At 59.8% G+C, this 24803-nt stretch carries 27 protein-coding genes and 1 tRNA gene; 10 read left to right on the top strand and 18 right to left on the bottom strand.

The window, feature by feature from the left end:
• Positions 1 to 46: 46 nt before the first annotated feature.
• The gene (locus tag ACZ5IL_RS10195) at positions 47 to 1156 is read right to left on the bottom strand and encodes a hypothetical protein (protein ID WP_464596670.1); all 1110 of its coding nucleotides are present in this window, start codon (positions 1154 to 1156) and stop codon (positions 47 to 49) included.
• Here ACZ5IL_RS10195 and ACZ5IL_RS10190 point away from each other — a divergent pair.
• The 3 genes from ACZ5IL_RS10190 (at position 1062) to ACZ5IL_RS10180 (ending at position 2893) form a co-directional block, all read left to right on the top strand.
• On the top strand, positions 1062 to 1376 hold the full coding sequence (locus tag ACZ5IL_RS10190; RefSeq protein ID WP_464597000.1) for a hypothetical protein: 315 nt from the start codon (positions 1062 to 1064) through the stop codon (positions 1374 to 1376). The genes ACZ5IL_RS10195 and ACZ5IL_RS10190 overlap by 95 nt on opposite strands.
• Positions 1377 to 1464: 88 nt before the next feature.
• A complete protein-coding gene (locus ACZ5IL_RS10185; protein WP_079447202.1) occupies positions 1465 to 1710 on the top strand; it encodes a zinc-finger domain-containing protein in 246 nt (81 codons plus the stop codon).
• 7 nt (positions 1711 to 1717) lie between these two features.
• Complete coding sequence (locus ACZ5IL_RS10180; protein WP_464596669.1) at positions 1718 to 2893, top strand: FAD-dependent monooxygenase; 1176 nt, start codon at positions 1718 to 1720, stop codon at positions 2891 to 2893.
• A 52-nt stretch (positions 2894 to 2945) separates the two neighbouring features.
• Here ACZ5IL_RS10180 and ACZ5IL_RS10175 read toward each other — a convergent pair whose 3' ends face one another.
• The 4 genes from ACZ5IL_RS10175 to ACZ5IL_RS10160 form a co-directional block, all read right to left on the bottom strand.
• Entirely contained in the window at positions 2946 to 3365 is a 420-nt protein-coding gene (locus tag ACZ5IL_RS10175; RefSeq protein WP_464596888.1) for a twin-arginine translocation pathway signal, read from the bottom strand.
• Between the two features lie 98 nt (positions 3366 to 3463).
• A complete protein-coding gene (locus ACZ5IL_RS10170) occupies positions 3464 to 4720 on the bottom strand; it encodes an aminopeptidase (RefSeq protein WP_464596668.1) in 1257 nt (418 codons plus the stop codon).
• Between the two features lie 45 nt (positions 4721 to 4765).
• Positions 4766 to 4948, bottom strand: a complete 183-nt coding sequence (locus ACZ5IL_RS10165) for a hypothetical protein (protein ID WP_464596667.1) — start codon at positions 4946 to 4948, stop codon at positions 4766 to 4768.
• Positions 4949 to 5073: 125 nt separating this feature from the next.
• Positions 5074 to 5162, bottom strand: a tRNA-Leu gene (locus ACZ5IL_RS10160).
• A 212-nt stretch (positions 5163 to 5374) separates the two neighbouring features.
• On the opposite strand from ACZ5IL_RS10160, the gene ACZ5IL_RS10155 reads away from it, so the two are divergent.
• Positions 5375 to 5716, top strand: coding sequence for a hypothetical protein (locus tag ACZ5IL_RS10155; protein WP_425905046.1), 342 nt, complete (start codon positions 5375 to 5377; stop codon positions 5714 to 5716).
• 20 nt (positions 5717 to 5736) lie between these two features.
• Here ACZ5IL_RS10155 and ACZ5IL_RS10150 read toward each other — a convergent pair whose 3' ends face one another.
• The 5 genes from ACZ5IL_RS10150 to ACZ5IL_RS10130 all read right to left on the bottom strand — a co-directional run bounded on the left by ACZ5IL_RS10150 (position 5737) and on the right by ACZ5IL_RS10130 (position 8957).
• Complete coding sequence (locus tag ACZ5IL_RS10150; RefSeq protein ID WP_464596666.1) at positions 5737 to 6342, bottom strand: DsbA family protein; 606 nt, start codon at positions 6340 to 6342, stop codon at positions 5737 to 5739.
• Between the two features lie 105 nt (positions 6343 to 6447).
• Entirely contained in the window at positions 6448 to 7077 is a 630-nt protein-coding gene (locus ACZ5IL_RS10145; protein WP_464596664.1) for a hypothetical protein, read from the bottom strand.
• A 62-nt stretch (positions 7078 to 7139) separates the two neighbouring features.
• Positions 7140 to 7646 carry a xanthine phosphoribosyltransferase gene (gpt, locus tag ACZ5IL_RS10140; RefSeq protein WP_425905052.1) on the bottom strand — a complete coding sequence of 169 codons (507 nt, stop codon included), beginning with the start codon at positions 7644 to 7646 and terminating at the stop codon, positions 7140 to 7142.
• A 99-nt stretch (positions 7647 to 7745) separates the two neighbouring features.
• The gene (locus ACZ5IL_RS10135) at positions 7746 to 8486 is read right to left on the bottom strand and encodes a competence/damage-inducible protein A (RefSeq protein WP_464596662.1); all 741 of its coding nucleotides are present in this window, start codon (positions 8484 to 8486) and stop codon (positions 7746 to 7748) included.
• Positions 8487 to 8657: 171 nt separating this feature from the next.
• Positions 8658 to 8957, bottom strand: a complete 300-nt coding sequence (locus ACZ5IL_RS10130; protein ID WP_464596661.1) for an usg protein — start codon at positions 8955 to 8957, stop codon at positions 8658 to 8660.
• Between the two features lie 403 nt (positions 8958 to 9360).
• On the opposite strand from ACZ5IL_RS10130, the gene groES reads away from it, so the two are divergent.
• Positions 9361 to 9678 carry a co-chaperone GroES gene (gene groES, locus ACZ5IL_RS10125; protein WP_079447228.1) on the top strand — a complete coding sequence of 106 codons (318 nt, stop codon included), beginning with the start codon at positions 9361 to 9363 and terminating at the stop codon, positions 9676 to 9678.
• Between the two features lie 40 nt (positions 9679 to 9718).
• Positions 9719 to 11359, top strand: a complete 1641-nt coding sequence (gene groL, locus ACZ5IL_RS10120; protein WP_425905057.1) for a chaperonin GroEL — start codon at positions 9719 to 9721, stop codon at positions 11357 to 11359.
• A gap of 209 nt (positions 11360 to 11568) precedes the next feature.
• Here the strand turns inward: groL and ACZ5IL_RS10115 are convergent, their stop codons facing one another.
• Positions 11569 to 11952, bottom strand: a complete 384-nt coding sequence (locus ACZ5IL_RS10115; protein WP_464596660.1) for a hypothetical protein — start codon at positions 11950 to 11952, stop codon at positions 11569 to 11571.
• A gap of 268 nt (positions 11953 to 12220) precedes the next feature.
• On the opposite strand from ACZ5IL_RS10115, the gene ACZ5IL_RS10110 reads away from it, so the two are divergent.
• Positions 12221 to 12994, top strand: coding sequence for a retron St85 family effector protein (locus tag ACZ5IL_RS10110; RefSeq protein ID WP_464596659.1), 774 nt, complete (start codon positions 12221 to 12223; stop codon positions 12992 to 12994).
• 477 nt (positions 12995 to 13471) lie between these two features.
• A protein-coding gene (locus ACZ5IL_RS10105) for an IS3 family transposase (RefSeq protein ID WP_464593342.1) occupies positions 13472 to 14640 on the top strand; the annotation gives its coding sequence in 2 pieces (ribosomal slippage) (positions 13472 to 13736 and positions 13736 to 14640; 1170 coding nt in all).
• A gap of 987 nt (positions 14641 to 15627) precedes the next feature.
• Here ACZ5IL_RS10105 and ACZ5IL_RS10100 read toward each other — a convergent pair.
• The 3 genes from ACZ5IL_RS10100 to ACZ5IL_RS10090 form a co-directional block, all read right to left on the bottom strand.
• Positions 15628 to 16221, bottom strand: a complete 594-nt coding sequence (locus ACZ5IL_RS10100) for a DUF4142 domain-containing protein (RefSeq protein ID WP_464596658.1) — start codon at positions 16219 to 16221, stop codon at positions 15628 to 15630.
• Between the two features lie 158 nt (positions 16222 to 16379).
• Positions 16380 to 17876, bottom strand: a complete 1497-nt coding sequence (locus tag ACZ5IL_RS10095) for a glycosyltransferase family 39 protein (RefSeq protein ID WP_464596656.1) — start codon at positions 17874 to 17876, stop codon at positions 16380 to 16382.
• A 7-nt stretch (positions 17877 to 17883) separates the two neighbouring features.
• A complete protein-coding gene (locus ACZ5IL_RS10090; protein WP_464596655.1) occupies positions 17884 to 19014 on the bottom strand; it encodes a glycosyltransferase in 1131 nt (376 codons plus the stop codon).
• 272 nt (positions 19015 to 19286) lie between these two features.
• Between ACZ5IL_RS10090 and ACZ5IL_RS10085 the strand changes: the two genes are divergently transcribed.
• Together ACZ5IL_RS10085 and bcsS are read left to right on the top strand one after the other, a co-directional pair.
• Positions 19287 to 20090: a DUF72 domain-containing protein gene (locus ACZ5IL_RS10085; RefSeq protein ID WP_464596653.1), complete on the top strand. Its 804-nt coding sequence runs from the start codon at positions 19287 to 19289 to the stop codon at positions 20088 to 20090.
• A gap of 187 nt (positions 20091 to 20277) precedes the next feature.
• Entirely contained in the window at positions 20278 to 20964 is a 687-nt protein-coding gene (gene bcsS, locus ACZ5IL_RS10080; protein WP_464596651.1) for a cellulose biosynthesis protein BcsS, read from the top strand.
• Positions 20965 to 20982: 18 nt separating this feature from the next.
• On the opposite strand, the gene ACZ5IL_RS10075 is transcribed toward bcsS, so the two are convergent.
• Genes ACZ5IL_RS10075 through ACZ5IL_RS10060 form a run of 4 tightly spaced genes read right to left on the bottom strand, consistent with a single transcriptional unit; the run spans position 20983 to position 24582 of the window.
• A complete protein-coding gene (locus ACZ5IL_RS10075; protein WP_464596650.1) occupies positions 20983 to 22140 on the bottom strand; it encodes an ABC transporter permease in 1158 nt (385 codons plus the stop codon).
• Positions 22137 to 23081 carry an ABC transporter ATP-binding protein gene (locus ACZ5IL_RS10070; protein WP_464596648.1) on the bottom strand — a complete coding sequence of 315 codons (945 nt, stop codon included), beginning with the start codon at positions 23079 to 23081 and terminating at the stop codon, positions 22137 to 22139. The genes ACZ5IL_RS10075 and ACZ5IL_RS10070 overlap by 4 nt, the downstream gene beginning before the upstream one ends.
• The gene (locus ACZ5IL_RS10065; RefSeq protein WP_464596646.1) at positions 23078 to 23866 is read right to left on the bottom strand and encodes an HlyD family secretion protein; all 789 of its coding nucleotides are present in this window, start codon (positions 23864 to 23866) and stop codon (positions 23078 to 23080) included. The genes ACZ5IL_RS10070 and ACZ5IL_RS10065 overlap by 4 nt, the downstream gene beginning before the upstream one ends.
• Positions 23863 to 24582 carry a TetR/AcrR family transcriptional regulator gene (locus tag ACZ5IL_RS10060; protein WP_464596644.1) on the bottom strand — a complete coding sequence of 240 codons (720 nt, stop codon included), beginning with the start codon at positions 24580 to 24582 and terminating at the stop codon, positions 23863 to 23865. Before ACZ5IL_RS10060 ends, ACZ5IL_RS10065 begins: the two co-directional genes overlap by 4 nt.
• Positions 24583 to 24803: the final 221 nt, after the last annotated feature.

Genomic DNA, 24803 nt, shown 5'->3' with positions numbered 1-24803 from the left:
GTGATCTGGATGGAGACGGGATGGCTAGCAACGATCGATGAGACGTTTACGTCGGCGACGGCGCGGCGGACAGCCGGCGCAGACGCCTGATTTTTGAACGTTGCAGCCATGAGAGCGTCAGGCGCTCGGTCGTGGCCTTGATCGATGACAGAAAACCAAACAGCGCGAACACCGCGCTAAGCACCCACATCGCCAGATTGAACGCGCCGGTCGTGAGTAGCAGCGCACCCCGCCCCAAAATCTTGATGATAGCTCGGGTCTGTCCGCCTTTGGCCTCGGCGAGCCGCACAGCGCGGGTGACATCTTTTGGCCCTTGAGCGATCCGCAACATGTCGAGCGCGCCGCGCGTCCCGGTCTTTTCACCGATGCGGCCAACATCCTTGGCGAGCCGCACCAGTCCACCGGCTTTCTCGGCGCGGATCGCGGCCCTGATCGCGACGGCTGTCTGACGCGGCCGCGCCAGCGACCCCGCAGCGACCGCGTTTTGCAGTTGCCGCATGTCGACCATCGCGCGCGCCGAACGACCTGCCCATCGGCTCAGGCCTTCACCCAGCCGCCCAGCCTTCCTGGCATCCTTGACAAGCGTCAGTCCGACTCGGGCCGGTGCTACGCCGCCAACGGTCACGAAGGTGGCCCCCGTCACAACGACGCCTGCTGCGGCGAGCCCCAGCAGCAGCCGGTCGGTATCCTCGCCCATCGCCAGATGCCTGCCCTCCCGCACGATGTCCCGGACATCACCAAATACGCAAAGGTCGCCGGTGAGCGTGCCCGAAAGACTGGCCCCGTCGACGGCATTGCCTGTGACAAGCCCAGAGAAGAATCTCGTTGCGATACCTTGGCTGGAATTTTCTTCTCCGACGGCCTCGGTGACACGTTGAGACAGTTTGTCCGGGATCGGCATTCCCTTGGCCGCCGCAAGATCGACGAAGCTGTTTGCAAGATCTGGATCCTGCGCCGCTAGCGCCGCCTCGACGTTCCGCCCGATCAGCGCAGGATCGTTTCGAAGTGCGGATTCCAGCTGAAGATCGGCAAGCTGCACAGGGTCATCCTGCGCTATCAGCATGGCGCCGGCGTCCGTGGCACGTGGCAACAACACAGCGAACGCTGTTGCACACACCGCGGCTGCCGTTATCGCGCTGCCAATTTGCCGTCGCATGCCGCCTTTCAAGCACAGCTTTTCCGATCAAAAAAGGGCTTCTCTCAAACGACAGGAATATGTCGAATTTGCATGGATAACGGACTGCCAAAATTTGCAAATCTGTTTCCGGCAAGCGCTGTTTTCGAGCGACATGGATCACGGTCCGCGTGAAGAAAACGCGTCAAAACAACAATCTAGAGCTTCGCTTCTGATTCAATCAAAAGCGAAAATGCTCTAGGAATTCGAAGCGCCGGCCAGTATGGTGCCGCGCGATCTCGTTGCGTTATGGGCGCGTCAATGTCTCGCAACGACTTGAGGTGGAAAGCATGTCTGATCACGTAGTCCCCCATTTCCATAACGATTCCGGCGTCGCCGTTATTGAAATCGGCTCGCAGGAATTCATGTGCGTCGGGGCCAATCCACCATTCGATCATCCGCACGTCTTTCTTGATCTCGGCAACGATAGCGAAGTCATCTGCCCGTATTGCTCGACACTGTACCGTTTCGCGGCCGATCTCGGCGCCGGACAGTCCCGTCCCCCAGAGTGCGTGGTAAGGGACAAGGCGGCCTGATCCGCCTGTGACACGGTCACGGTCACGCACGGTCGTTGTCGCCGGTGCCGGAATCGGAGGCTTGACGGCATCGCTTGCGCTGGCGGCGAAGGGTTGTCGTGTTCTTATCATCGAAACCGCTGAACGCCTCGAAGGGGTCGGCGCGGGGCTGCAACTTTCGCCGAACGCAACCCGCGTTTTGATCGAACTCGGCTTGCATGCGCGGCTATCCGCCCGCGCGCTCGCGCCAGAAGCTGTCAGCATCATGAGTGCGCGGCACGGCGGCGAGATCTGCCGTATCCCGCTTGGCGAGACAGCCGCGTTGCGCGCCGGCGCGCCTTATTGGGTGGTGCATCGCGCCGACCTGCAGGCCGCTCTGCTGGAACAGGTTCACGACCATCCAAATATCGAATTGCGTCTTGGCGCCAGGGTTGAAGACGCAGCCGCGTTCGCAGCTGGCGCTCAGGAGACCGCGTGGGCGCTTATAGGCGCCGACGGCGTGTGGTCCGCTTTGCGCAGTCGGCTTTTTCCGGCCGCTGCTCCGCTGTTTTCCGGCCTAATTGCGTGGCGCGGGACCGTGGAGGCAGCACAGTTGCCATACGACATGACCGCGCCGCGCATACAGCTCTGGATGGGTCCGGATGCGCATCTCGTGACATATCCGATGTCAGGCGGGGACCAGATCAACTTGATCGCAATCGTGCCGGGCAGCTGGAACCAGCCCGGCGGGAGCGCTGCCGGAGATACTGCGGATATCAAACGCACGTTCGCACAAGCGCACTGGCCTGAACCGGCGCACTTGATGATCGACGCCGTGAACCGCTGGCACAAATGGGCGCTGTTCACAATTCCGCCGATGGCTGCGTGGCACCGCGATACAACCGCCCTGCTTGGCGATGCAGCCCATGCGATGCTGCCGTTCGTTGCGCAGGGTGCGGGCATGGCGATCGAGGATGCCGCGGTTCTGGCGCAGTGTCTCGGCGAAGCCACGAACGAAAACGCCGAATGCGTCGCGGCTGCACTTGCGCGTTATTCCAGGCTGCGTCGCGCGCGCGTTGCGCGTGTCCAAGAGACCGCACAACTGAATGGGCGAATCTACCATCTCCGGGGTGTCGCCGCTGTGGCGCGCGATCTTGCCATCAGAGCGATGGGACCGCAGCGTATGCTGGCGCGTCAGGAGTGGATCTATAGCTGGCAGCCCTGAACCGAGCGGACTCTAGCTCATCGCTGTCCGTCGTTGGGCCGATCGTCGGAGATCATTTAACGGCGCCGTCGGAGCGCCTCGGTGCAACGCGGGGCTCGCTCGCCGGCGTCTGCTGCGCGGTCGAAGCCGCGTCACACCCGTTCCGTCGCCACGTTTCGTCGGCAAGTTTAGCCGAGGCACGAGTGGTAATGTAGTCGTTGCGATACGCTACTTCGGCAACGGCGGCACCCGCGACACCCGTATGAGCCTTTTCGATCAACCCCTGCAACGTTGCTGTGCGCACCGCCAAGGATTTGCGTTGCGCGTCGAGCTGCGGGCAATCATAGAGATCATACGTCGCGGGATCGACGAATGCGCCCGAGACGGCACCGTCGCCGAGATTGGCGCAACCGCCAAGACCGCCGCCCATGACCAGCAGAGCAATGAACACGGGTAGCCGCAGACGACGGCCACTAACGATCCGGTCCGGCATTGTTCCCCATTCAAGCCGAGCCAAGCGCCCGCTGAACTGCCAAAAAGCACCGGCTCGTGACGGCATTGAGGCCGCTCGTGCGATCAGGCGTGGGCGGTTCACGCCCACTCGCCCTTGCGAAAGACAGGAACACGACTGCCGTCGCTGCTGATGCCATCAATATCGGTCTGGCCTGACCCGATCATCCAGTCGATGTGAATGAAGCTCTTGTTGCCGCCTTGCGCCGCGATCTGCTCTGGCGACAGCTTCTCGCCATCGACGAAGCACTTCGAATAGCATTGGCCGAGTGCGATGTGGCACGCCGCGTTCTCGTCGAACAATGTGTTATAGAATAACAAGCCGCTTTTCGAAATCGGCGAGGAATGCGGCACCAACGCGACCTCTCCGAGCCGCCGCGCGCCCTCATCCGTATCCAGCACCTTGTTGAGCACGTCGGCGCCGCGCGACGCCTTGGCCTCGACGATGCGGCCCTGCTCGAAGCGGACGGCGATCTCGTCTATCAATGTGCCTTGATACGACAGCGGCTTGGTGCTTCGGACGTGCCCCTCGACCCGCAATGCATGAGGCGTGGTAAAAACCTCCTCGGTCGGGATATTCGCGTTGAAAACGATGCCATTATTGGCCGCGGAAGCGCCGCCCACCCATTCATGGCCGTCGGCCAGGCCAACCGTGAGGTCGGTGCCTGGCCCGGAGTAATGCAGAGCATGAAAGCGCTGGCTATTGAGCCAATCCGTGCGCTGGCGCAGGGCCGCATTGTGTGCGGTCCAGTTCGCGATCGGATCATCGTTGTCGACGCGCGAGGCGGAGAAAATCGCGTCCGCAAGTTTTGCCACCGCGCCGTCTGCGCTGTCATCCGGAAACATCAATCTTGCCCACGCTGTGCCCGGATAGGCGACGATATTCCAGTTGATGTCAAAACCGACAATCTTCTCAAGCGCCGGCTGGTAGGCCATGGAATTCGCCTTGTTGGCGCGAGCGACTTTCGCTGCATCCTCACCCGACAGCAGCATCGGATTGTCGCCGACCACGGCGAGCCGCGCGGTGTTGGCCGCGAATGCTTTCGCCATGCCCTCATAGAGCCAGCTGGCGGCGCGATCGAAACTCGCGTCCGGCCCGAACCTGTAGCGTGACAACGTGAGGTCGTCATCGGAGAAAAATGGCGTCACCAGCCCCGCCCCTGCCTTGTAGGCATGTTCGGCGATCCGCCGCACCAGAGGCAGCGCCACCGCGGGCGCGGTGATTAAAAGATCCTGTCCCGGCGCAAGTTGCAGGCCGACCTTGACCGCGACTTCCGCGAGACGATCCAGCTTCACCGGATCGATCGGCGTAACGATATGACGCTGATGCTGGGTCATGCGAATTTATCCTAAGCAACAGAGCGGCCTGACTAGGGCCGCGGACTAACTATCAGGCGTTGTTTTGAAGCGGCCAACCAAGCGCTCCCCCTCCCATATTTCCACGTGACGAACGCCCACTATTCTCTTCGCAGCTTCGATCGCCTGAGCGTCATCCGCGCTCACTATGAGCGCGTCGCTCTGGATGTGGCCCTTGTCGTTGAGGATGTAGACTCGATAATCGGTCACTGTCCTATCTCCAGATTTTCGCTGTCACCGGCGCGCCTAGGGGCAGAGTAAAATTTCGTCAACCATCGATCCCCACCCTCACCGGGGCGTCCTTCTTTTAGCAGAGCCAACGCGGGTCTAAGAAGTGGTGCCCCCAACCCGAGTCGAACGGGTACGTCCCTGACGGGACTACAGATTTTAAGTCTGTTGCGTCTACCAGTTTCGCCATGGGGGCAGTGATTTGAGTCCCTTGCGTTTACCGATTCCGCCATGCCTGCGCGCTTTCTTTTCAGATACTTAGTGAGGAAATGCAATGGCGGTATTGCAAAACAGCTCGCGCGTTCTGCAAATGCGTTCACTCGGTGATGAAATGAGGCAGGAGATGAACCCATGATCCCAACCGACGATGTGAACAACCTGGTGGAGCGGTTGCGGCAAGACGCCGAGATGCTCAAGGACGGCTACCAGAGCAACCTCACCGAGCTTTGGCACGGCGTCGTCGTGAAGGATGCCGCAAAAGCTTGTGAAGCAGCTGCCGACCTCATCGAAGCCCAGATCCAGGCACTGAGCGATGCCAAAGCGGAATGGGATGCATTGGATCAATCTCACCGATCTATCGGCGAACAACTCGGCCACGAAGGAAGGCGTCGCATCGCCGCCGAAACCAGGCTGAAGGAGGCCGAGAAGGTGATCGAGTTGGTCGCGGCGATGCGAATTAACAACTCCGAGCAGATTCGACTGGTTACGCGCGCTCGCACGTTTCTCGCTCCAACGGAGAAGCAAAAATAACAAAAAAAGCGTCGCGGGTGTTACGCAGCGCTCTTTCGTTGCAGCGCCTCGCGGACAAGCGGCAGCCGGTCGTTGCCGAAATACATATCGGTCTTGCTAAGAAAGATCGTCGGCGATCCGAACGCGCCACGCGCGATCGCCTCGTCGGTATTAGCCTTGAGTTCGTTCTTGATGCCTTCATCTCCGATGCCGGTCAGAAGCTTTTCAGGATCGATGTCGAGGGACCGGCAAATCTCGGCCAGAACCGGCTCACGCGAGATGTCCTTGTCATCGCGCCAATAGGCTTCAAACACCGATCTGGCGAACGGCACCATCGCGTCGTTGCCAAGCCAGAGACAGCCGCGCATGGCTTTGATGCTGTTTACGGGGAACACAGTCGGCGGTATCTTGATCGCGAGTCCCGCCAACCGCGCCCAATCCGCGAGATCTTTCTTCATGTAGCGAACCTTCGCCGCCACCGGATTTTCCCGCGAGGCATAGACGCTCGGGTTGATGGCATTGAATATTCCGCCGACCAAAACCGGCCGCCACGAAACCTGCTCCCCGAACTCCTTTGCCAGCGGCTGGATGTTGTGGAAAGCGAGATAGGTCCAGGGACTGGAGCAATCGAAGAAGAATTCGATCATGGACTGCTTCCTTTATTTTCGTGCCACGGCTTGGCCCGGCCATCCCTGTCTTGTCAACTATGGCTCAAGATCAACGTGAAGACGGACACGATGTCACAACATTGATCAATAGGATTGAATCGTCACACTTTCATGCAGCTTCACACGATAGCCGGCCTGCAATGCGCGCATGGTGGATGGTGGCGTGATCAACCGGGGGCCTGCAAGCGGCAAGCTCGCCTCGTAATAGCCATCAAAGCTCCACAGCAACGGTCGCGCACCCACAATCAAATAATTCTGTTCACCCGCGCGCACCATCGCTCCGTCCGGCAATTCGTCGATCGGCATCGAAAGCGAATGCAGTCGCTTCGTGCGGCCGTCGAGCCGTTCCACGTGAAGAACTGCGTCTATTGAAGGCGCTGACGCATCGCGGGCGCGATTGCCCCGTTTCCACGCGGCACGAAACGCATTTGCATCCGCGCGCCGGCAATGGAAGCACGGGCGGTGTCCTGCCGCGAACGCTGTCGCCTCATCGAGAAAGAACAACTCGGTCCAGCTTCGCGTCGCCATCACATCACGGCGGCGGCCACGAAACTCGCAGACACAGACGATCCACGCCTTGGTGGTCCAGCGCCGCTTCAGCAGCATCCGAGTCGCCGGATCGTGAATGATTCCACGGTTGCCGGTGAAGGCGCCGCGCTGCGACACCGCGACAATGTCGCCTGAAGGCATGACACGGTTTTGCAAAGGATGCATGAACCTTTCGAGCCATGACGTGAGTTTTCTTGACCTGTTGCCGGCGGGAACGATGAAGAATTCTATGCTGCGCCGTCACGCAACGGCGGGGCGAAGGCAAGGTCGAGATCCCAGGGGAAATAAATCCAGGTGTCCTGCGAAACCTCGGTGATAAACGTGTCAACCAACGGTTTGCCGAGGGGCTTGGCGTAGACGGTAGCGAAATGTGCGTCCGGAATCATGCTCCGCACGACTCGTGCTGTGGCGCCGGTATCGACAAGATCGTCGACAATCAGAAGATCCTTGCCGGTGCCGCCGCCGAGTTTCGCGGTCGCATCTGAGATGCCTTTCAGCACTTTCAGTTCGCCTTTGCGGATATGGTCGTAGCTTGCGACACACACCGTGTCGATCACGCGGACGCCGAGTTCGCGCGCCACGATCGCTGCCGGGACGAGACCACCGCGGGTGATCGCGACCACTGCATGGAAGGGTCCTGTCTCGTTCAGCCGCCAAGTCAGCGCGCGGCAGTCGCGATGAAACTGGTCCCAGGACACCGGAAAAGCCTTGTTGGGCGTTTTGTTAGCAGTCACTTGGTGGTTTCCGTCACAAGTATTTTTGCAAGAGCAGAAATCTCGCTCATCATATCCAGAATTTTTGGTCTGAGTGCGAGCCGCCAAACCGATGGGCCATTACTGAGGCACTTTGAGTGCCGTCAGCATCGTTCTGATTGCGTCCATTGCCGCCGTCAGCTTGGCCTGATCGCGGGATCGCACCACAAGGCTCGTGTTCGGCTTGCCGTTTTCGTCGAGGAAGGGATAACTGCCGATGGTGGTGTCCGGGTGCGCCTCGGCGATCTCGCGCAGCGGCGTGCCGATGTCACCTTCCCGGCAATTGCCGCGCACCGATTCCGACAGCATCCGCTCGCCTACCTGGAGCGACGGCGCGACGATATCCATCATCGCTTGCATGATCGATGGCACTCCCGCCATGACAATGACATTGCCGATCCTGAAACCGGGCGCCAGAATGGTTGCGCTCTGAATCGGTTCGGACCCTCGGGGAAGCCGCGCCATCCGCAACCGCGCCTCATTCAACTCGCCGGGCTTCTGGTAACGCTCCTTGAAACGCGCCACCACCTCGGGATGATAATCGATGCTGACGTCCAAGGCTTTCGCAATACTGTCGGCGGTGATGTCGTCATGCGTGGGGCCGATACCTCCGGTCGTGAAGACGTAGGTGTAACGCGCGCGAAGCGCGTTCAACGCCGCGACGATATCGGACTCATCGTCTGCGACGATGCGCACCTCCTTGAGGTCAATTCCGATATTGGTCAGGTATTCCGCAATGAATCCGATGTTCTTGTCCTTCGTCCGGCCGGACAGGATTTCGTCTCCGATCACTAAAACGCCCGCGGTGACAATATCACCCATCACCTCTCCTCGCCGTCAGCAGGTACTTGTCCCTCGCCCGGAACCTGCCGCGTCATGGCGAGCCCGCCGCGCGCATTCGGGATCATCACATGACGCGCAGCCGCGCCAGCGTCAAGACGTGCGCCTTGACTGCGCAACAACAGAGGCCGCAGCGCTCCATCGTCAAGGCCCTCAATGCAGACAGAACACGCCATCCACCGCGCGCAATTCAGCAGGCTTGATCAGCCTCGAATGCGCGACCGTCACCGAAACCAGCGGTCCATCGAGTTGCTTCTCCCAAAAGGCGAGGAAGTCGCACAGCACCGGAAATTTCGGGAACATGTCGTAATTCTGCCAGACGTAGCTCTGTAATAACCACTGCCGATCAGGACGGCGGTACAGGATCTCGGCCGTCGTCAAGCCATAGCCGAGCACTTGCTTGCGAAAATCATCCGAAACGCCGCGGAACTGCACGTCATGCTTCGTGACCATCTCAACCTCCTTGAGAAGGCTGCGCTATCGGCGAAGTGACGGGCCGGTTCCCCGATAACGCTCCATTCCTCCGTAATCCGCGGTCTGGACTGGTTTTGATGCACGGATCATCTGGAAAATGTGACACACGAAACCGGAATCACAAATGAAAAAAATAAAGAAACCAGCAATTAACCAAGTTCTAGCAGCAGCTTACTGCATGTGCTAACAATGCTCTGCACGGTAGGTTAGATTGACGAACCAGGCGCTGGCAGTCTCGGTCTTTGATTGCTTAAAAAACACGTCTCGGACCCTTGCCCGCGTCTTGCACCGGGCTTATGTCCTGTCCGGTTAGCTAGCACTCGCTTGTGTTGACTGCTAAAACTCAGAACATCCCAAATTTTCAATATCTTAGGAGGACTGCATGAAATTCCGTCCGCTTCACGACCGCGTCGTGGTCAAGCGCATCGACGCTGAAGAGAAGACCGCAGGCGGCATTATCATTCCCGACACGGCCAAGGAAAAGCCCTCGCAGGGCGAGGTCGTAGCCGTCGGCCCCGGTGGCCGCGACGAGTCCGGCAAGCTGATCCCGATCGATCTCAAGGTGGGCGACAAGGTGCTGTTCGGCAAGTGGTCCGGCACCGAGGTGAAGATCGACGGCCAGGATCTCCTCATCATGAAGGAGTCCGACATCATGGGCGTTCTCACCGACGCCGCACCTGCCAAGAAAAAGGCCGCCTGAGCGCCACCCCCTTCAAAATCATTCAAAGGAAATATCCAATATGTCAGCAAAAGATGTCAAATTCGGCGTCGAAGCTCGCGACAAGATGCTGCGCGGCGTGGACATCCTCGCCAACGCGGTGAGGGTGACACTCGGTCCGAAGGGCCGCAACGTGGTGCTCGAAAAGTCATTCGGCGCGCCCCGCATCACCAAGGACGGCGTCACCGTCGCCAAGGAAATCGAGCTTGACGACAAGTTCGAGAACATGGGCGCGCAGATGGTGCGCGAAGTCGCCTCCAAGTCCGCTGACGCGGCTGGCGACGGCACCACCACCGCGACGGTTCTGGCCCAGGCGATCGTGAGGGAAGGCGCCAAGTCGGTCGCCGCCGGCATGAACCCGATGGACCTGAAGCGCGGCATTGATCTGGCCGTCGACGCCGTGGTCGCTGACCTCGTCCGGAATTCCAAGAAGGTCACCTCGAACGAGGAAATCGCCCAGGTCGGCACCATCTCGGCCAACGGCGATTCCGAAATCGGCAAATTCCTCGCCGACGCCATGAAGAAGGTCGGCAACGAGGGCGTCATCACGGTTGAGGAAGCCAAGTCGCTCGAGACCGAACTCGATGTCGTCGAGGGCATGCAGTTCGACCGCGGTTACATCTCCCCCTACTTCGTCACCAACGCCGAAAAGATGCGCGTTGAGATGGACGACGCCTACATCCTCATCAACGAAAAGAAGCTCTCCTCGCTGAACGAGCTGCTGCCGCTGCTCGAGGCCGTGGTGCAGACCGGCAAGCCGCTGGTGATCGTCGCCGAAGACGTCGAAGGCGAAGCGCTTGCGACGCTGGTGGTCAACCGCCTGCGCGGCGGCCTCAAGGTCGCGGCCGTCAAGGCGCCGGGCTTCGGCGACCGCCGCAAGGCCATGCTGCAGGACATCGCTATCCTGACCGGCGGTCAGGCGATCAGCGAAGATCTCGGCATCAAGCTCGAGAACGTCACGCTGCAGATGCTCGGCCGCGCCAAGAAGGTGATGATCGACAAGGAAAACACCACGATCGTCAACGGCTCCGGCAAGAAGGCTGACATCGAGGCGCGCGTGGCGCAGATCAAGGCGCAGATCGAGGAGACCACCTCGGACTACGACCGCGAGAAGCTGCAGGAGCGTCTGGCCAAGCTCGCCGGCGGCGTCGCGGTGATCCGCGTCGGCGGCGCGACCGAGGTCGAGGTGAAGGAGCGCAAGGATCGCGTGGATGACGCGATGCACGCCACCCGCGCGGCCGTCGAGGAAGGCATCGTGCCGGGCGGCGGCGTCGCCCTGCTCCGTGCGTCCGAGCAGCTCAAGCGCATCAAGACCCAGAACGACGACCAGAAGACCGGCGTCGAGATCGTGCGCAAGGCGCTGTCCGCGCCGGCCCGCCAGATCGCGATCAACGCGGGCGAGGACGGCAGCGTCATCGTCGGCAAGATCCTCGAGAAGGAGCAGTATTCGCACGGCTTCGACTCGCAGACCGGCGAATACGGCAACCTGATCTCCAAGGGCATCATCGACCCGACCAAGGTCGTTCGCACCGCGATCCAGAACGCGGCTTCGGTCGCGGCGCTGCTGATCACCACGGAGGCGATGGTCGCCGAGCTGCCGAAGAAGGCTGCCCCTGCCCCGGCGATGCCGGGCGGCGGCGGCATGGGCGGGATGGATTTCTGACGCACAACGTCAGAAATCGCCGCCCCTGAATTATATATGCTGAAAGCCGGGCAAGCCCGGCTTTCAGTGGCGGCATGGATTTCTGATCCACGCCTCTCAGTCAGTTACGAAATGCAAACCCCCGGCAGCGATGCCGGGGTTTTTGTTTGCGGTACAAACCCGCGAATTTGTCTGGCTCGACTTTTTTATACGCGCGCGAGGTGTGATGCTTACCGCCAGCGGTTCACGATCGCCAACGCACCCCACGATCCCAGCACCACGGCGGCCATGGTACCGGCCAGCGAGACGGCCATCACGGCCCCTCCCGAAGCCGCGAGCGACGACCCATCCATAAACGGGCTGAGGATCATGACCATTATCATGCCGCCAACCTGGGCAGCCACAAACGTCGCTAGAAATGAGATAATGATATTCACGATCCAGCCGAGCACACCCCGCCTTTTCGTCCATGCCTCGTGGATCGCGACGGCCAGCGCCGCAACGAAGACAGCCAGCGCGATCACCATCGGCCCGCCGACACTCGAGAGCGGGATCGCGTCGCTGACGTACAGCAGCAGGATTCCGACCACGGCGATGAGCAGGATGTATGGCATGACGTTCGTTCCGGTTTCCCCATGGCCAAGAGTATCCACATGGGTCTGCCGAGCGGCGTCTTGGGTTCAGCCGGTTGTCAGGCGATCGGCCGCTCCCGCAAAAACCGATCAAACGTCATGCCGACGTGTTGGTCCGGCCATCCACGCCTCCCCTGGCTCGCCGTGAACACAGAATACAAAAAAAGCCTGCGGCTCACGCCAGGCTTTTTTGTTAGTAAATACTAACCCTCCTATTGTGAAGGAATCGAACCGCTGCTCTAATTCAGAGATGAACTTCGTATCACCTTACGATCCTAGAATCTTAAAAAAGGCGGGTATCGAAAAAAGCTTGCGAGTGTTTCTATGTGGGCCCGGCTATGAAAGTTCACGATACAAGTTTCGTGAAAATCTTCGAAACTTTATGGAATCGTTTCCAAACACAAAAACAATACTTGGCGAAGAGCTTGATCCTAAAAAACACGGATTAAAACGAAGCGATTTGCAGACCGCCGAACTTGCGTTTGCTCAAAAAGCGGATTTTACAGTATTGCTACTTGAATCGCCCGGAGCGATTGCAGAGCTTTCTACTTTCAGCATGATGGAAAATATCCGTCCTCGGCTGTTCGTTATGGTGCCGGACCGGTTCTACAATTCGGAAAGCTATATCGCGCGCTGTCCACTAAGCGTTCTTGCAAAAGAGCACTTGAATAACGTCATCTACTTTGACGAGAAGAGACAAGAGGAAGCTATTCATACGCTTCGAATGCCAATTGCTCTTTTTAAATATGCGAAATTGATCGATTCGTTTTTTGGAGAGTTTAGCGCGAACAGCGCAGATTTTCCGGAGAAATATCTACGCGCCTTTACACGAGCAAAATTTCGCTTCTTAGAATTTTCAGTGCTGGTTGGAATAAATATGTTGGAGACTCCAACATTTCCGATGATCGTGGCACTCACAAGATTGAACCCTCGAGACACCAACGACACAATCGGACGATTAATCCGTAAGCAAGCTATAAAACGAAATGGAAATAGTTGGAGAGCCACTAAAAGGATTTCATGATCCTCTTCTGGCAGAAGCGAATTCAACTTATCTGAGTAAGTTGAAAGCAAATTTTATAGCAGCAGCTTGACTAAAACGGTTGCAGCAAATTACGCTACAACCGCTCTTAGTAATCCCTCATACGGGCCACGACGCTTCGTCGTGGGCAAGCATAGAACGTAGAAACCTGGCCGTAGTTCCGGCCGAAAGCTCAGACTCTCGCTTTCGGCCGGAACAATCGTCCTTCGAATTGATAAGTCAGTAAGAGCGAATAGCTGTGGTTGCAAATGATCTGAATACGCTGAGTGCGTTTCTGGGATTTGCGCCACAGCATATCTTTTATTTGGTGCAACTAGCCGACAAGATGTACTTTGAGTTTGAGATCAATAAAGCGACTGGAGGTAAACGGAAAATATCAGCTCCTCGTTCGGAGTGGTCTGCCCCCTGAAAAGTGGTCCTCCCTGAATTAGGCTATTAGCCGTTAGAGAGGACATTGGAATGCCCCAGAAGAAGCACAAGGCGGAAGAGATCGTCGCGAAGCTGCGCCAGGTCGATGTTTTGCTTTCACAAGGCAGATCGGTTGGCGAAGCGGTTCGTTCGATCGGCGTGACGCAGTTCACGTATTACCGGTGGCGCAAGGAGTTTGGTGGCCTGAAGGGCGATCAGGTAAAGCGCTTGAAAGAGCTTGAGAAAGAGAACGACCGGCTGCGCAAGGCAGTGTCGGACCTGACGCTCGAGAAGCTGATCCTGAAAGAGGCTGCCTCGGGAAACTTCTGAGCCCTTCCCGCCGTCGCCGCTGCGTCGACCATGTCATGGTGAAGTTCTCCGTCTCGGAGCGCTTTGCCTGCAAGGTTCTGGGCCAGCATCGCTCGACCCAGCGCAAGAAACCGCAAAGCCGACCGGATGAAGAGGCATTGACGACCGACATCATCAGTCTGGCCTCACGCTACGGCCGCTATGGCTATCGCAGGATCACGGCGATGCTGCGGTCCGAGGGTTGGACGGTGAATGCCAAGCGTGTCGCGCGTATCTGGCGGCGGGAGGGGCTGAAGGTTCCTCAGAAACAACCGAAGAGAGGCAGACTCTGGCTGAATGACGGATCGTGCGTCCGGCTTCGGCCCGAGCATCCAAACCATGTTTGGTCCTATGACTTCGTCGAGGGCCGGACCCACAATGGCAGGAAGTTCCGCATGCTCAACATCATCGACGAGTTCACCAGAGAATGTCTGGCGATCCGGATTGATCGCAAGCTCAACTCGACCGACGTCATCGACGTCTTGTCGGACCTGTTCATCCTACGCGGCGTGCCCGGCCACGTTCGTTCTGATAACGGGCCGGAGTTCATCGCCAAGGCAGTGCGAGAGTGGATTGCAGCTGTCGGCGCCAAGACCGCGTTCATCGAGCCCGGAAGCCCTTGGGAGAACGGCTACTGCGAGAGCTTCAACTCGAAGCTTCGCGACGAACTGCTCAACAGTGAGATCTTCTACAGCCTCGCCGAGGCCAAGGTCATCATCGAGGCATGGCGGCGCTACTACAACACCGAGCGACCACACTCATCGCTCGGATATAAACCGCCGGCGCCAGAGGCCATCGCCTGGCCTTCAAAGCCAGCCGGATCGCTTCCGCCAGCAGCGCAAGCAATGGCCGAAAAGCCGATTATGCATTAAGACTGAAACCGGACCACCTCATAGGGGCAGGCCATATCCCGTGCAGCAAAACGTAACTTCCGAGCCGCGTTTTTTAAAGCTTCGAAAGACCTGAAGTGGGGCGCTAACAACTTGGATTACCTTTCTGGCATGGCTGAATGGCATAAGTGCATCTATGGCTTCGACGAGAAATATCGCGATTACATTAGGACAATTCGGAATGTCCGCAACATCAGGTTTCACGAAGTCTATTCTCAATAATCAAACACACTGATGAGGGCGGCTCGCGATCGTCACGATACGCAGGGCGGGATGCGGTGGACGCGGCAGCGCCGGGCCGGAGGCATAAGGTCTTGAGGGCGCGAGCCCGCATTGAGGACGTGCGCCTTGTACAAAGGGTGCGTCCGAGGCGCGGAGAAACGTTGAGGAGACCGGACCTTCGGCTAACGACCACGCTGTGCGATGCGGCCGGGGCGGAGATGCGCCTCACTGACATCGCTTCGCGCGTCGGCCCAAGTCGCGTGCTCCCAGCGTGATGCCTCACGCCATAGCATGGCACGGCAGCGCAACGCCTTCTCTACGGATGAGCGGAGCCAGCCCGGTCCACGACAACGGTGGGTAACAAAGGATCTCCCACCGGGGGACATGCGAAGCAAGCCGAAAAAAACCATCGCGCGCGGAACGCCGGATGAAACCGGTGTGACCGTGGTGACTACGCTCGTGTGCATTTCACTTTTGCACACGAGGCCGCGGGTGCATCGGGCACCCGGCGTTCCGCGCGCCCTCTTTTGACGGCGCGAATGAGGAACACCTCAAGCGCGCTTGATGGCGCGAATGAGGAATACCTCAAGCGCGCTTCTTCGATGGCGCGAACTTGAGGCGTAACACGACGGCGTCCCCGCGCCGATAAATAACAGGGGCGATGACGCGTGTCCGGCCGCGCGCACGTCGCGCGCGCGGCGCTGCTCACACAATAACCAAACGCAACATGCGAGGCGGTCGTGCCGCCTACTTGCGGTCCATCCGCATCGGCGCAGGCGCCGTTTTCGAACTGCCAACCGTCGAACGCCGATCCTCATTCATCTTGATTGCCATAACGAGGTGGCTCTTGAGCGTCTCCAGTGTCTTGCCGGCCCAGTTCTTCAGATTGGCGTTATCGCCGCTCTTGGAATAGCGCTCGAACAGCGACACAGCATCCTCATGGGCATCGACCTGCATCGGGTCGTAGAGCGCGGCGAATTCCTGAGGTGTCGCGACTCTAAGCTTGTCGAGCTTGCTTTGCGCGGAACTGTCGAGCGCAGTCGGAAATTCGGCCTTCAGGTCGCCGCTTTTCACCATACCCTTGAGGTCGTTCGAGGTCTGGGTGTGATCGGCGATCACCCGTTCGGCAAATTTCTTTTCCGCATCGTTGCCCTTTCGCTGCGCGATCTTGGCAGCCTCGATTTCCAGCATGTCGCTGGTTGCGACCTCCTTGACGAAATCGGCCGTGGACGGCGCGACGCCGAGCACAGAGTTAACGCCGGTTCTTTCGCTTATGGACTGGGCTGATACGACTCCAGTCAGCATGGTGGTGGCGGCGAGAGCGATGAGAATCTTTTTCATGTCGCGGATCCTTTTTGGTTGTGTGTGGAACAGCCCCCGCTCGGCCGCATGACGAAATCACGGTTCCGGAGCGCTCGTTGAGCGACAACGGCTGGCGCGCAGCGTGGTTCCGACGCGGTCAACAGGTTTGTGGTTGCACCACCTAGTAACTGAATCAGCTACTTCAATTCCGGCGGCAGCGGCGCAAGCACATCGCCCGAAGGCTCCGCCACCACATCGATCTGAAAGGTCTCGATCGTCAGCGGCCCGCGCTTGCGTTCGAGGGTCGCGACCTTCTCGACGTGATTGAAAGACTGCGCGACCGGCGGCCAGTTGGCCGATCCGTCATCGACATAAAGCAGCCTGCCCGTGAGTTGGTCCGCATTTGGCGGCGGAGCGTTGATCCAGCGAATGCGCTCGAAATGCTGCGCCACGCAAGTGCCCTTCGGCAGATAGAAGCGAAGCCAGCTCGTTACGCCATAACCCTGAGCGAGCACGCAGCGCGCGCCGCTTTTCGCGCGCATCGCCTCAATCTCCGCGGCAAGCTCTGGAAAACCAACGCCAATGCTGCGCACCGAAGCATCGCGCCGATAGCCCGAGAGAATGCCGGTGTTCACCTGCACCACCAGCGCCACGAACATTCCAACACCCACCGGCAGCGCCCAGCGCCGGCAGGCATCTGCGAAGTGCCTACCACGCGGCTGCCAGCGCGCGACGTCGGAAGCCACCGCCGCCGCGATCGCCAGCGCCGGATAGATCGGTCCGAACCAGTTGGCCTCGACGCGACCATGCAGCGAATGCCAGACAAAATAGATCGTCAGCGTCCACACTGTCGCATTGATCAGCACTCGCGCCGCCAGCGTGCCCTCGCCGCGTTTCGTCAATGCAACCAGCCCCATCGCGGCGAGACCGAACACCGGCGGCGTCGCGAAGGCGATCTGCGTCGGAATCAACTCAATGATATAGCGAAGGGTCAATTGGTCGACACGCGCGCGGCCGAACTGCTTGGCGAACGACACCCAATGGTGTTCGGCGTTCCAGATCAGGACCGGCGAGAAGATCGCCAGCGCCACCAGACCCCCGAGATAAGGCCACGGCGTCCGCAGCCAGCGGCGCAGCTCCGGCACGGCCAACAGCCAGATCAGAATCACCGGACCGAAGAACAGCGCGGTATATTTCGACAGCAGCGCCGCGCCGACGGCTGCCCCCACACCGAGCCACCAGGCCCCGCGCCCGGTCACGAATAGTTTCGCGAGACACAGCAGCACGAAACTCGATGCCACCATCAGCGGCGCGTCCGGTGTCACGATCACGGTTCCCGCAGCAACCATCAACATGAGGTTGAGATAAACGACTGCCGACGCCGCCGCGCGCGCACTGTCGAACAGCAGCACCGTTGTGCGGTAGAGCGCAAAGCTCATCGGCAGCGCCAACAGGACCGACACCAGCCGGACGCCGAATTCGGTATCGCCAGCGATCATGGTGCCGAGACGGATCACGACCGCCACCATCGGCGGATGATCGTAGTAGCCGCCGGCCAGATGCCTCGACCACGTCCAGTAATAGGCTTCGTCGAATGTCAGCGGCGTCAGCGCCGCGCAGACGAGCCGCAGCGCCACCAGCGCAAGGACTGTGAGAACAACGGCGCGGACGGACCGCGTCTCGGCCGGATGCATCGCCCTGCTATCGCCTGCGCCAGACGAACAGGCTGGATACCGCGTAATTCCAGACCACGCCCATCAGCGCGCCGGCCGCGCCTGCCAGCCACCAGATCGGCTTCTGATCGTAGACCGAAAATGCGACGCCGACATTGGCGAGCAGGCCGACGCTGCACACGAGATAGAAAACGAGGAGGCCGCGCAAGATCCCGAGCCCTTTCAGGCGCAGGTCGCGATAGGTCAGGAAATTGTTGAACAGGAAATTGCTGGTCATCGCCAGGATCGCGCCAAAGGCCTGCGAGTGCGGAAACGGCCATCCCAGCACTTCGAGCGCGACAAACAGGCCAGCGAAATGGACGACGACACCGACCGATCCCACCAGCGCGAACAACAGAAACCGCAGCGATACCGCATCATGCGTCAGCTTCGCCAGCACGAGGCCCAGAAAGTCGAGCGCGACCATCGAATCCAGCTTGCTCTCACCGTGCAGCCGCGAGCCGAAGGTGTAGGGAATCTCTCTGACACGCAATGCGCCGCGCGCAGTTGCGATCACGTCGAGCAGGATCTTGAATCCCTGGGTTGAGAGCTCGGGCGCAAGATGTTCGAAGCGGTCGCGGCGAATCATGAAAAAGCCGCTCATAGGATCTGCGGTTTCGATGCGCAGCAACTTCTTCGCGACCGAGGTTGCCAGCATGCTGAAGCCTGCGCGCTGCTTGTCGAAGCTGTCGGCACTGCCGCCTTCGATGTAGCGGCTACCGACGACGAGGTCGACGACGTTGCTTTCCAGAAGCGCGAGCATTTCCGGCAGCCGGGTTTCATCGTGTTGAAGGTCGGCATCCATCACCGCGGTGCACGGCGCGCTCGATGCCAGAATGCCCTCGATGCATGCGCCGGACAGCCCACGCCGGCCGATGCGCCGGATACAGCGAACACGCGGATCAGCCGCAGCCAGCTCGCGCACGACGTCCGAAGTTCCGTCCGGGGAATTGTCATCGACATAGATGACCTCCCACGCAATTCCCTTCAGCGCAGCGGACAGTTTTCGGTACAGCGCAACCACGTTGTCGCGCTCGTTGAAGGTGGGCACGACAACCGAAAGCTGACGCGGCATTCCGGTTGATAGCTCGACCGGCTCCGGTCTCATGGCTTCATTCATGGCGCCAGCATATATCCGTGGCGACCGCCGATGCCAAGATGACCGCATCAAGGTAGCCGGCGCGAAGCCCTTACAGGCGCGAGCCGGAAATCCTGCTAAAAGCCGGAAATGTATGGAAACAGACCAAAGTCAACGACCACGAACAACGGGGCGCGCGTACATCCGGCGCAGCCCAGTTATCCCGTGGTCGTTCCGGCGACGGAGCGGGCTTCAACATCGCCGTTGTCATTAAGGTAGGTACGGTCGGAACATCCGCAAGAGGCAGGTCCCATATGACGGGCAAAGCAGGCAATATCTACATCGGAATCGGCGGCTGGACTTTCGCGCCTTGGCGAGGCGTTTTCTATCCGGACAAGCTGGCGCAAGCGAAGGAGCTGGCATACGCCGCCTCCAGGCTCACCTCGATCGAGATCAACGGCACCTATTACGGATCGCAGAAGCCCGAAAGCTTTCGCAAATGGGCGCGGGAGGTGCCCAATGGCTTCATATTCTCTCTGAAGGGTCCGCGCTTCGCCACCAACCGCCGGGTGCTGGCCGAAGCCGGCGATTCGGTAAAACGCTTTTATGATTCGGGCGTGCTGGAACTGGGCGACCGGCTCGGACCGGTGCTGTGGCAGTTTGCGCCGACTAAGACTTTCGACGAGTCCGATTTCGGCAAGTTTCTCGAAGTCTTGCCGAGGAAGCTGGACGGACGTGCGCTGCGGCATGTGGTCGAAGTTCGCCACGACAGCTTCTGCGCACCGGCCTTCATTTCGCTCCTTCGGCAGTTCCAAGTGCCGGTCGTATTCGCCGAACACGGCAAGTATCCGGCGATCGCCGATACCGTCGCGGATTTCGTCTATGCGCGCCTGCAAAGGGGCAGCGACGAGATCAAGACTTGCTATCCTCCGAAGCAGCTCGATGCCTGGGCGAAGCGCTTTCAATGCTGGGCCACAGGGGGCGAACCCGACGATCTGCCGCGCGTGGGCGAGGCCCAGCCGGAGAAAGTGGCGCGCGACGTGTTCGCCTACGTGATCCACGAAGGGAAGGTTCGCGCACCTGCGGGCGCGATGGAATTGATCGCACGGGTGAGGTGACGGAGACCGGTTGGTTAAAAAAACCTTGAGGGTGTTTCCATATTGTTCCCTACGCGACTGCCTGCCCGCCTGCTATCAGTAGTTGTACGCATGGGCGTTTGGGGCTTGTGGGGGCTCGGGTACGTTGGGGAGCGTGCGCGCATTTGGCATGGCCGCCTTATTGGTGTGGGCGGCCGTTGGTCGGTCAATGGCCCAGCCTGCGGTAACCCCGCCGCTGACCGATAATCTCAGCGGTGGCTCTAGACCCGAACGATTCCTGTTTTTCAGCGGCCTTGATCTCTGGAGCAACGGACTGGCCGGCTACAACGGAATGCTGCTGGCGCCGAAAGGTGATTTGAACAACGATGGTTTTCTCGTTCGTCTGTTTATGTCCGACAATCTCGAACGGTACGACACCGCGACGCAGCGCTTCACCACCAACATCTTCCGCGCCTCGGCTCTGCCCGGCTGGCGGACCAAGCGCGGTGACCTCGAGATCAGGGTGTTTGCCGGTCCAACCCTGGAAATTCGTGGGGTCAAACCCGACTTTCAAACCGGCAAGCTGAGCGGAAGCCGCTTCGGCGGCCAGCTAGCGAGCGAGCTATGGTGGGAGCCCACGCCTGCGATGATGGTGGCTGCTTCCGGCGCGATCACCACCATCTACTCGGTGTATAGCGCCCGCGCCGCAGCCGGCTGGCGTTTGTTCGACCGGTTCTGGATCGGGCCCGAGGTCTCCGTATCCACCGATCGATTCAGCACCCAATACCGGATCGGCACACACCTCACGGGCTTCAAAACGGGGATGCTGGAATGGTCGGTCGGCGCCGGCTTGGTGGAAGACAGTTTCGACCGCAGTGGCGTCTACGGGCGCGTCAGTGCTTTGCTTCGAAAGTGATGTTTCCATTAGCCTCGGCTAATCCAGCGTGCGACGGAATCGTGTCACCGCGATCGCCATGGCCACCAGCATCAGCGCCAGCAACGCGAGCGTGTCGTACTTCAGGTTTTGCATGGTCGCACCCTTCAGCATGATGGCGCGGACAATCCTGACATAGTGCGTCAGTGGCAGGCACTCCCCGACACGCTGCGCCCACACGGGCATACCGGCGAAGGGAAACATGAAACCGGACAACAGGATGCTTGGCAGGAAGAACATCATCGACATCTGCATGGCCTGGAGCTGATTCTGCACGATGGTCGAGAATGTGTATCCGACGGCGAGATTGGTTGTGATGAACAGCGTCGAGAGCAACGCCAACAACGTCAGGCTGCCATCGATGGGAACGCCGAATAGCAGCACGCCAATGCCGATGATCAGGGCTGCTTGAATAAATCCAACCAGCACGTAAGGCAAAATCTTGCCGATCATCACCTCGACCGGCGTGATCGGCATCGACAGCAGGCTCTCCATGGTGCCCCGTTCGATCTCGCGCGTGACCGACAAGGCCGTGAAAATCAGCATGGTCATAGTGAGGATGGTGCCGACGAGCCCGGGCACAATGTTCAGCCGCGACGACGCCGCGGGATTGTACCGCGCATGCGCCCGGATTTCGAATGGCGGATCGGGTAGATCGCCAATATGCAGATCGTGCGCGAGCGCGGTCTGCACGACCGGGCCGAGTGCGCTCAACGCGGAACCGGCGGCGACGGGATCGGTGGCATCAGCGGCAACCAGCAGCGCCGGACGATCACCACGCCGCACCCCGCGCTCGAAGCCACGCGGAATCTCGACACCGAACAGCACCGTGCCGGATTTCAGGAGATTGTCGAAGGTATCGACGTCATGCACCTCCTGCGTGAAACGGAAATAGGACGTATTTTCCAATGCCTTCAGAATCGAGCGCGCGAGGTCGCTGTCTTCCTGCAGCAGAACCGCGGTCGGCAAATGGCGCGGTGTGGTGTTGATCGCATAGCCGAACAGCATGAGCTGCATCACCGGAATCATCACGATCATCGCGAACGATACCCGGTCGCGCCGGAGCTGGATGAACTCCTTGACCAGCATGGCGTAGCTGCGCCGCCAGAAACCGAACGGCATTTCCCTTTCGGAGGAGTGGTCGTTCGCAGCACTCATTGGAAATTGTCCTTCGAACGGCTCATCAGTTCGATGAACACGTCCTCCAGCGATGGCTCGCTCTGCTGCCAATGCAGGTCGCCACGACTGCGATAGGCCGCGATCGTCTGTTCGAGCGCGGCCTTGTCGCGGCCGGAGACATGTAAACTGGTACCGAACGGCGCGGCCATGTCGATGCCCGGCTTGCCTGCGAGCTCAGCCGACAGCCCATTGAGGTCGCCGCCCGTGACTGTGTAGGTGGAGAGCGCCGATTTGGCGATCACATCATCTACGGTGCCATGCGCAAGCAGATGACCGTAGGCGATATAGGCGATCTCGTGACAGCGTTCGGCCTCGTCCATGTAGTGGGTGGAGACCAGTACCGTCAGGCCGTCCGCAGCCAACGCGTGAATCTCATTCCAGAACTCACGCCGCGCCTTCGGATCGACACCGGCAGTCGGCTCGTCGAGCAATAGAAGTTGCGGGTTCGGCAGCGTGCAGGCGCCAAGCGCGAGGCGCTGCTTCCAGCCACCGGACAGTTCACCCGCAAGCTGCTCCTCGCGGCCGTTAAGACCGAGCCGATTGATCATGGCCCGCGCCGCGCCGGGCGCACCGCGCATGCCGTAGAGCCGTGCAACGAACTCCAGGTTCTCGCGCACCGACAGATCCTGATACAGGCTGAAACGCTGGGTCATGTAGCCGACCCGGCGCTTGATCTTGTCGGCGTCGCGGCGGATGTCGTAGCCGAGGCAGGTGCCCTCGCCGCTATCGGGCGTCAGCAGTCCGCAGAGCATGCGGATGGTGGTGGTCTTGCCCGACCCGTTGGGACCAAGGAAGCCGTAGATCATTCCGCGCTTCACCTGCATGGACAGGTTGTGCACAACCTCGCGGCCATTGAACGACTTGGACAGGCCGGAAACCTCGATCGCGATGTCGGACGCTTTCACGGCTGCCTGGCTCATGGTGCTACCCCTCCGGGTGGCGTGGCATCGATCTGCACGGTGACCGGCTGCCCGACGCGGAGACTGTCCGGCCTGGTGGGCCGCGCCTGAATCAAGAACACCAGCTTATTGCGCTCCTCGAGACTGTAGATCACCGGCGGTGTGTATTCGGCCTGAGTGGCGATGAAATAGATCTTTGCCGTCAGATCGGGCGCACAGTTGTCACAGGTGATGTGAACATCCTGCCCGATCCTAAGTTTCGGTAAATCCGGCTCCGACACGAAAAACCGGATCTTCATATTGCCCGGCGGCATGATCGACAGCACCGGCCGTTGCGCCGGCGTCATCTCGCCTTCGCGGAAATAGATTTGCTGGATGGTCCCTGCGACCGGCGCAAAGCCCTTGCGCCGCGACAGCCGCGTCTGCGAGGTGTTGACCCGCGCCTCGGCGACACGCAACGCCGAGACAGCGGAATCCAGAGTCGCCTGCGTACCGGCCCCGGTTTTCCTCAGCGAGGCCGCACGATCGTAAGTCTGCTGCGCATTCGCCAGCGTCGCTTTGTTCTGATTGAGATCAGCCTGTTGCAGGTCATCGTCGACCGAATAGAGCTGCGCGCCGACCTCGACAGCGTCGCCCTCGCGCACATTCAGTTTGGTGACGCGACCACTCTCGTCGGGACTGACAAAAATCATGTCGGCCTCGACCCAGCCCTGATAGCCGGGCGGCAACTTCTGGCCGCAGCCGGCAACGAGAACCGCCAGCGCCAACGCGGTGCCAGCACGCGCGACTGTACGCAGCGCGGTCATGAAGCTCTCCGTTCGCCAAAGATCAGATCGAGATGGACCTTCAACATTGCCACGGCATCAAGCGGTGCATGCCGGCCGAACAGGCCTTGCCACATCACAGCGACCATGGCAGGCGCAATGACGATCTGGGGGAAGTCGGCAAGGCGCGCATTGCGGATTTCTCCGCGCTCAATACCGTATTCGATAAGCTTGCGCATGCCCGCGAGGCCACGCGAAACGACTTCACGAAAGTAGAAGTCGGCGAGCGACGGAAAGCGCGTGCCCTCCGCCATGATCAAGCGAACGATATCGCCGCGCTTGGTCCCGGCAACGTCGCGCACAAAGGTCTCAGCGAAGCGTTCAAGGATCTCGCGTACCGATCCGCCAGCGGCAGGCACGGTCATCAGATTTTCGATCAGCGGCACGAGCGCCGTGCGCACGAGCTCCTGAAACAGCGCCTCCTTGTCCTTGAAGTGCAGATAGATGGTACCCTTGGCGACGCCTGCCCGCTTTGCCACGTCGTCCAGACGGGTTGCGGCAAAACCACGCGCGGTGAATTCATCGAGTCCCGCCGCGATGATCGCCGCGCGTCGCTGCGCTGCGCGTACTGCGCGGTTCGGGGGGGTGGCCGCCCTACCCGTCTGCGAGGAGGTCGCACCGGCTCTGCTTTTGGCAGATCGGCCTTTGGCGAGGTTCGCTGTGGCGGCGTTTGGTCGTTTGGGTTTTGCAGCTTTCATCGGACTATTATGACTGACCAGTCAGTCATAATAAAGATAAAACTTTGCCCCAGGCAGTCAATCTGCCGTGATGTAACATATCTATATGAATTAGCTTGCAAATCTGGAGAAGTCGAAGTGCCGTCGGACCCAGTCTGGAGCGGAAATTTCATTGATGCATCGCAAGCCAACCGGATTGAAAGCGGGACCGCACCGCCTTGCAGCGTCGATGCGTCCTGAAC

This window comes from Nitrobacter sp. CN101 (genome assembly GCF_055390255.1).
Note: the sequence above shows the minus strand (reverse complement) of the source record. Positions and strands in the feature narration are given on the sequence as shown.

Excerpts from the sequence above, each read along its gene's own strand:
- ACZ5IL_RS10190 (WP_464597000.1), top strand. The coding sequence starts at position 1,062 with ATGGCGCCGGCGTCCGTGGCACGTGGCAACAACACAGCGAACGCTGTT.
- ACZ5IL_RS10195 (WP_464596670.1), bottom strand. The coding sequence starts at position 1,156 with ATGCGACGGCAAATTGGCAGCGCGATAACGGCAGCCGCGGTGTGTGCA.
- ACZ5IL_RS10185 (WP_079447202.1), top strand. The coding sequence starts at position 1,465 with ATGTCTGATCACGTAGTCCCCCATTTCCATAACGATTCCGGCGTCGCC.
- ACZ5IL_RS10175 (WP_464596888.1), bottom strand. The coding sequence starts at position 3,365 with ATGCCGGACCGGATCGTTAGTGGCCGTCGTCTGCGGCTACCCGTGTTC.
- ACZ5IL_RS10170 (WP_464596668.1), bottom strand. The coding sequence starts at position 4,720 with ATGACCCAGCATCAGCGTCATATCGTTACGCCGATCGATCCGGTGAAG.
- ACZ5IL_RS10155 (WP_425905046.1), top strand. The coding sequence starts at position 5,375 with ATGCTCAAGGACGGCTACCAGAGCAACCTCACCGAGCTTTGGCACGGC.
- ACZ5IL_RS10150 (WP_464596666.1), bottom strand. The coding sequence starts at position 6,342 with ATGATCGAATTCTTCTTCGATTGCTCCAGTCCCTGGACCTATCTCGCT.
- ACZ5IL_RS10145 (WP_464596664.1), bottom strand. The coding sequence starts at position 7,077 with ATGCATCCTTTGCAAAACCGTGTCATGCCTTCAGGCGACATTGTCGCG.
- ACZ5IL_RS10135 (WP_464596662.1), bottom strand. The coding sequence starts at position 8,486 with ATGGGTGATATTGTCACCGCGGGCGTTTTAGTGATCGGAGACGAAATC.
- ACZ5IL_RS10130 (WP_464596661.1), bottom strand. The coding sequence starts at position 8,957 with ATGGTCACGAAGCATGACGTGCAGTTCCGCGGCGTTTCGGATGATTTT.
- groES (WP_079447228.1), top strand. The coding sequence starts at position 9,361 with ATGAAATTCCGTCCGCTTCACGACCGCGTCGTGGTCAAGCGCATCGAC.
- groL (WP_425905057.1), top strand. The coding sequence starts at position 9,719 with ATGTCAGCAAAAGATGTCAAATTCGGCGTCGAAGCTCGCGACAAGATG.
- ACZ5IL_RS10115 (WP_464596660.1), bottom strand. The coding sequence starts at position 11,952 with ATGCCATACATCCTGCTCATCGCCGTGGTCGGAATCCTGCTGCTGTAC.
- ACZ5IL_RS10110 (WP_464596659.1), top strand. The coding sequence starts at position 12,221 with ATGAACTTCGTATCACCTTACGATCCTAGAATCTTAAAAAAGGCGGGT.
- ACZ5IL_RS10100 (WP_464596658.1), bottom strand. The coding sequence starts at position 16,221 with ATGAAAAAGATTCTCATCGCTCTCGCCGCCACCACCATGCTGACTGGA.
- ACZ5IL_RS10095 (WP_464596656.1), bottom strand. The coding sequence starts at position 17,876 with ATGCATCCGGCCGAGACGCGGTCCGTCCGCGCCGTTGTTCTCACAGTC.
- ACZ5IL_RS10090 (WP_464596655.1), bottom strand. The coding sequence starts at position 19,014 with ATGAATGAAGCCATGAGACCGGAGCCGGTCGAGCTATCAACCGGAATG.
- ACZ5IL_RS10085 (WP_464596653.1), top strand. The coding sequence starts at position 19,287 with ATGACGGGCAAAGCAGGCAATATCTACATCGGAATCGGCGGCTGGACT.
- bcsS (WP_464596651.1), top strand. The coding sequence starts at position 20,278 with ATGGCCCAGCCTGCGGTAACCCCGCCGCTGACCGATAATCTCAGCGGT.
- ACZ5IL_RS10075 (WP_464596650.1), bottom strand. The coding sequence starts at position 22,140 with ATGAGTGCTGCGAACGACCACTCCTCCGAAAGGGAAATGCCGTTCGGT.
- ACZ5IL_RS10070 (WP_464596648.1), bottom strand. The coding sequence starts at position 23,081 with ATGAGCCAGGCAGCCGTGAAAGCGTCCGACATCGCGATCGAGGTTTCC.
- ACZ5IL_RS10065 (WP_464596646.1), bottom strand. The coding sequence starts at position 23,866 with ATGACCGCGCTGCGTACAGTCGCGCGTGCTGGCACCGCGTTGGCGCTG.
- ACZ5IL_RS10060 (WP_464596644.1), bottom strand. The coding sequence starts at position 24,582 with ATGAAAGCTGCAAAACCCAAACGACCAAACGCCGCCACAGCGAACCTC.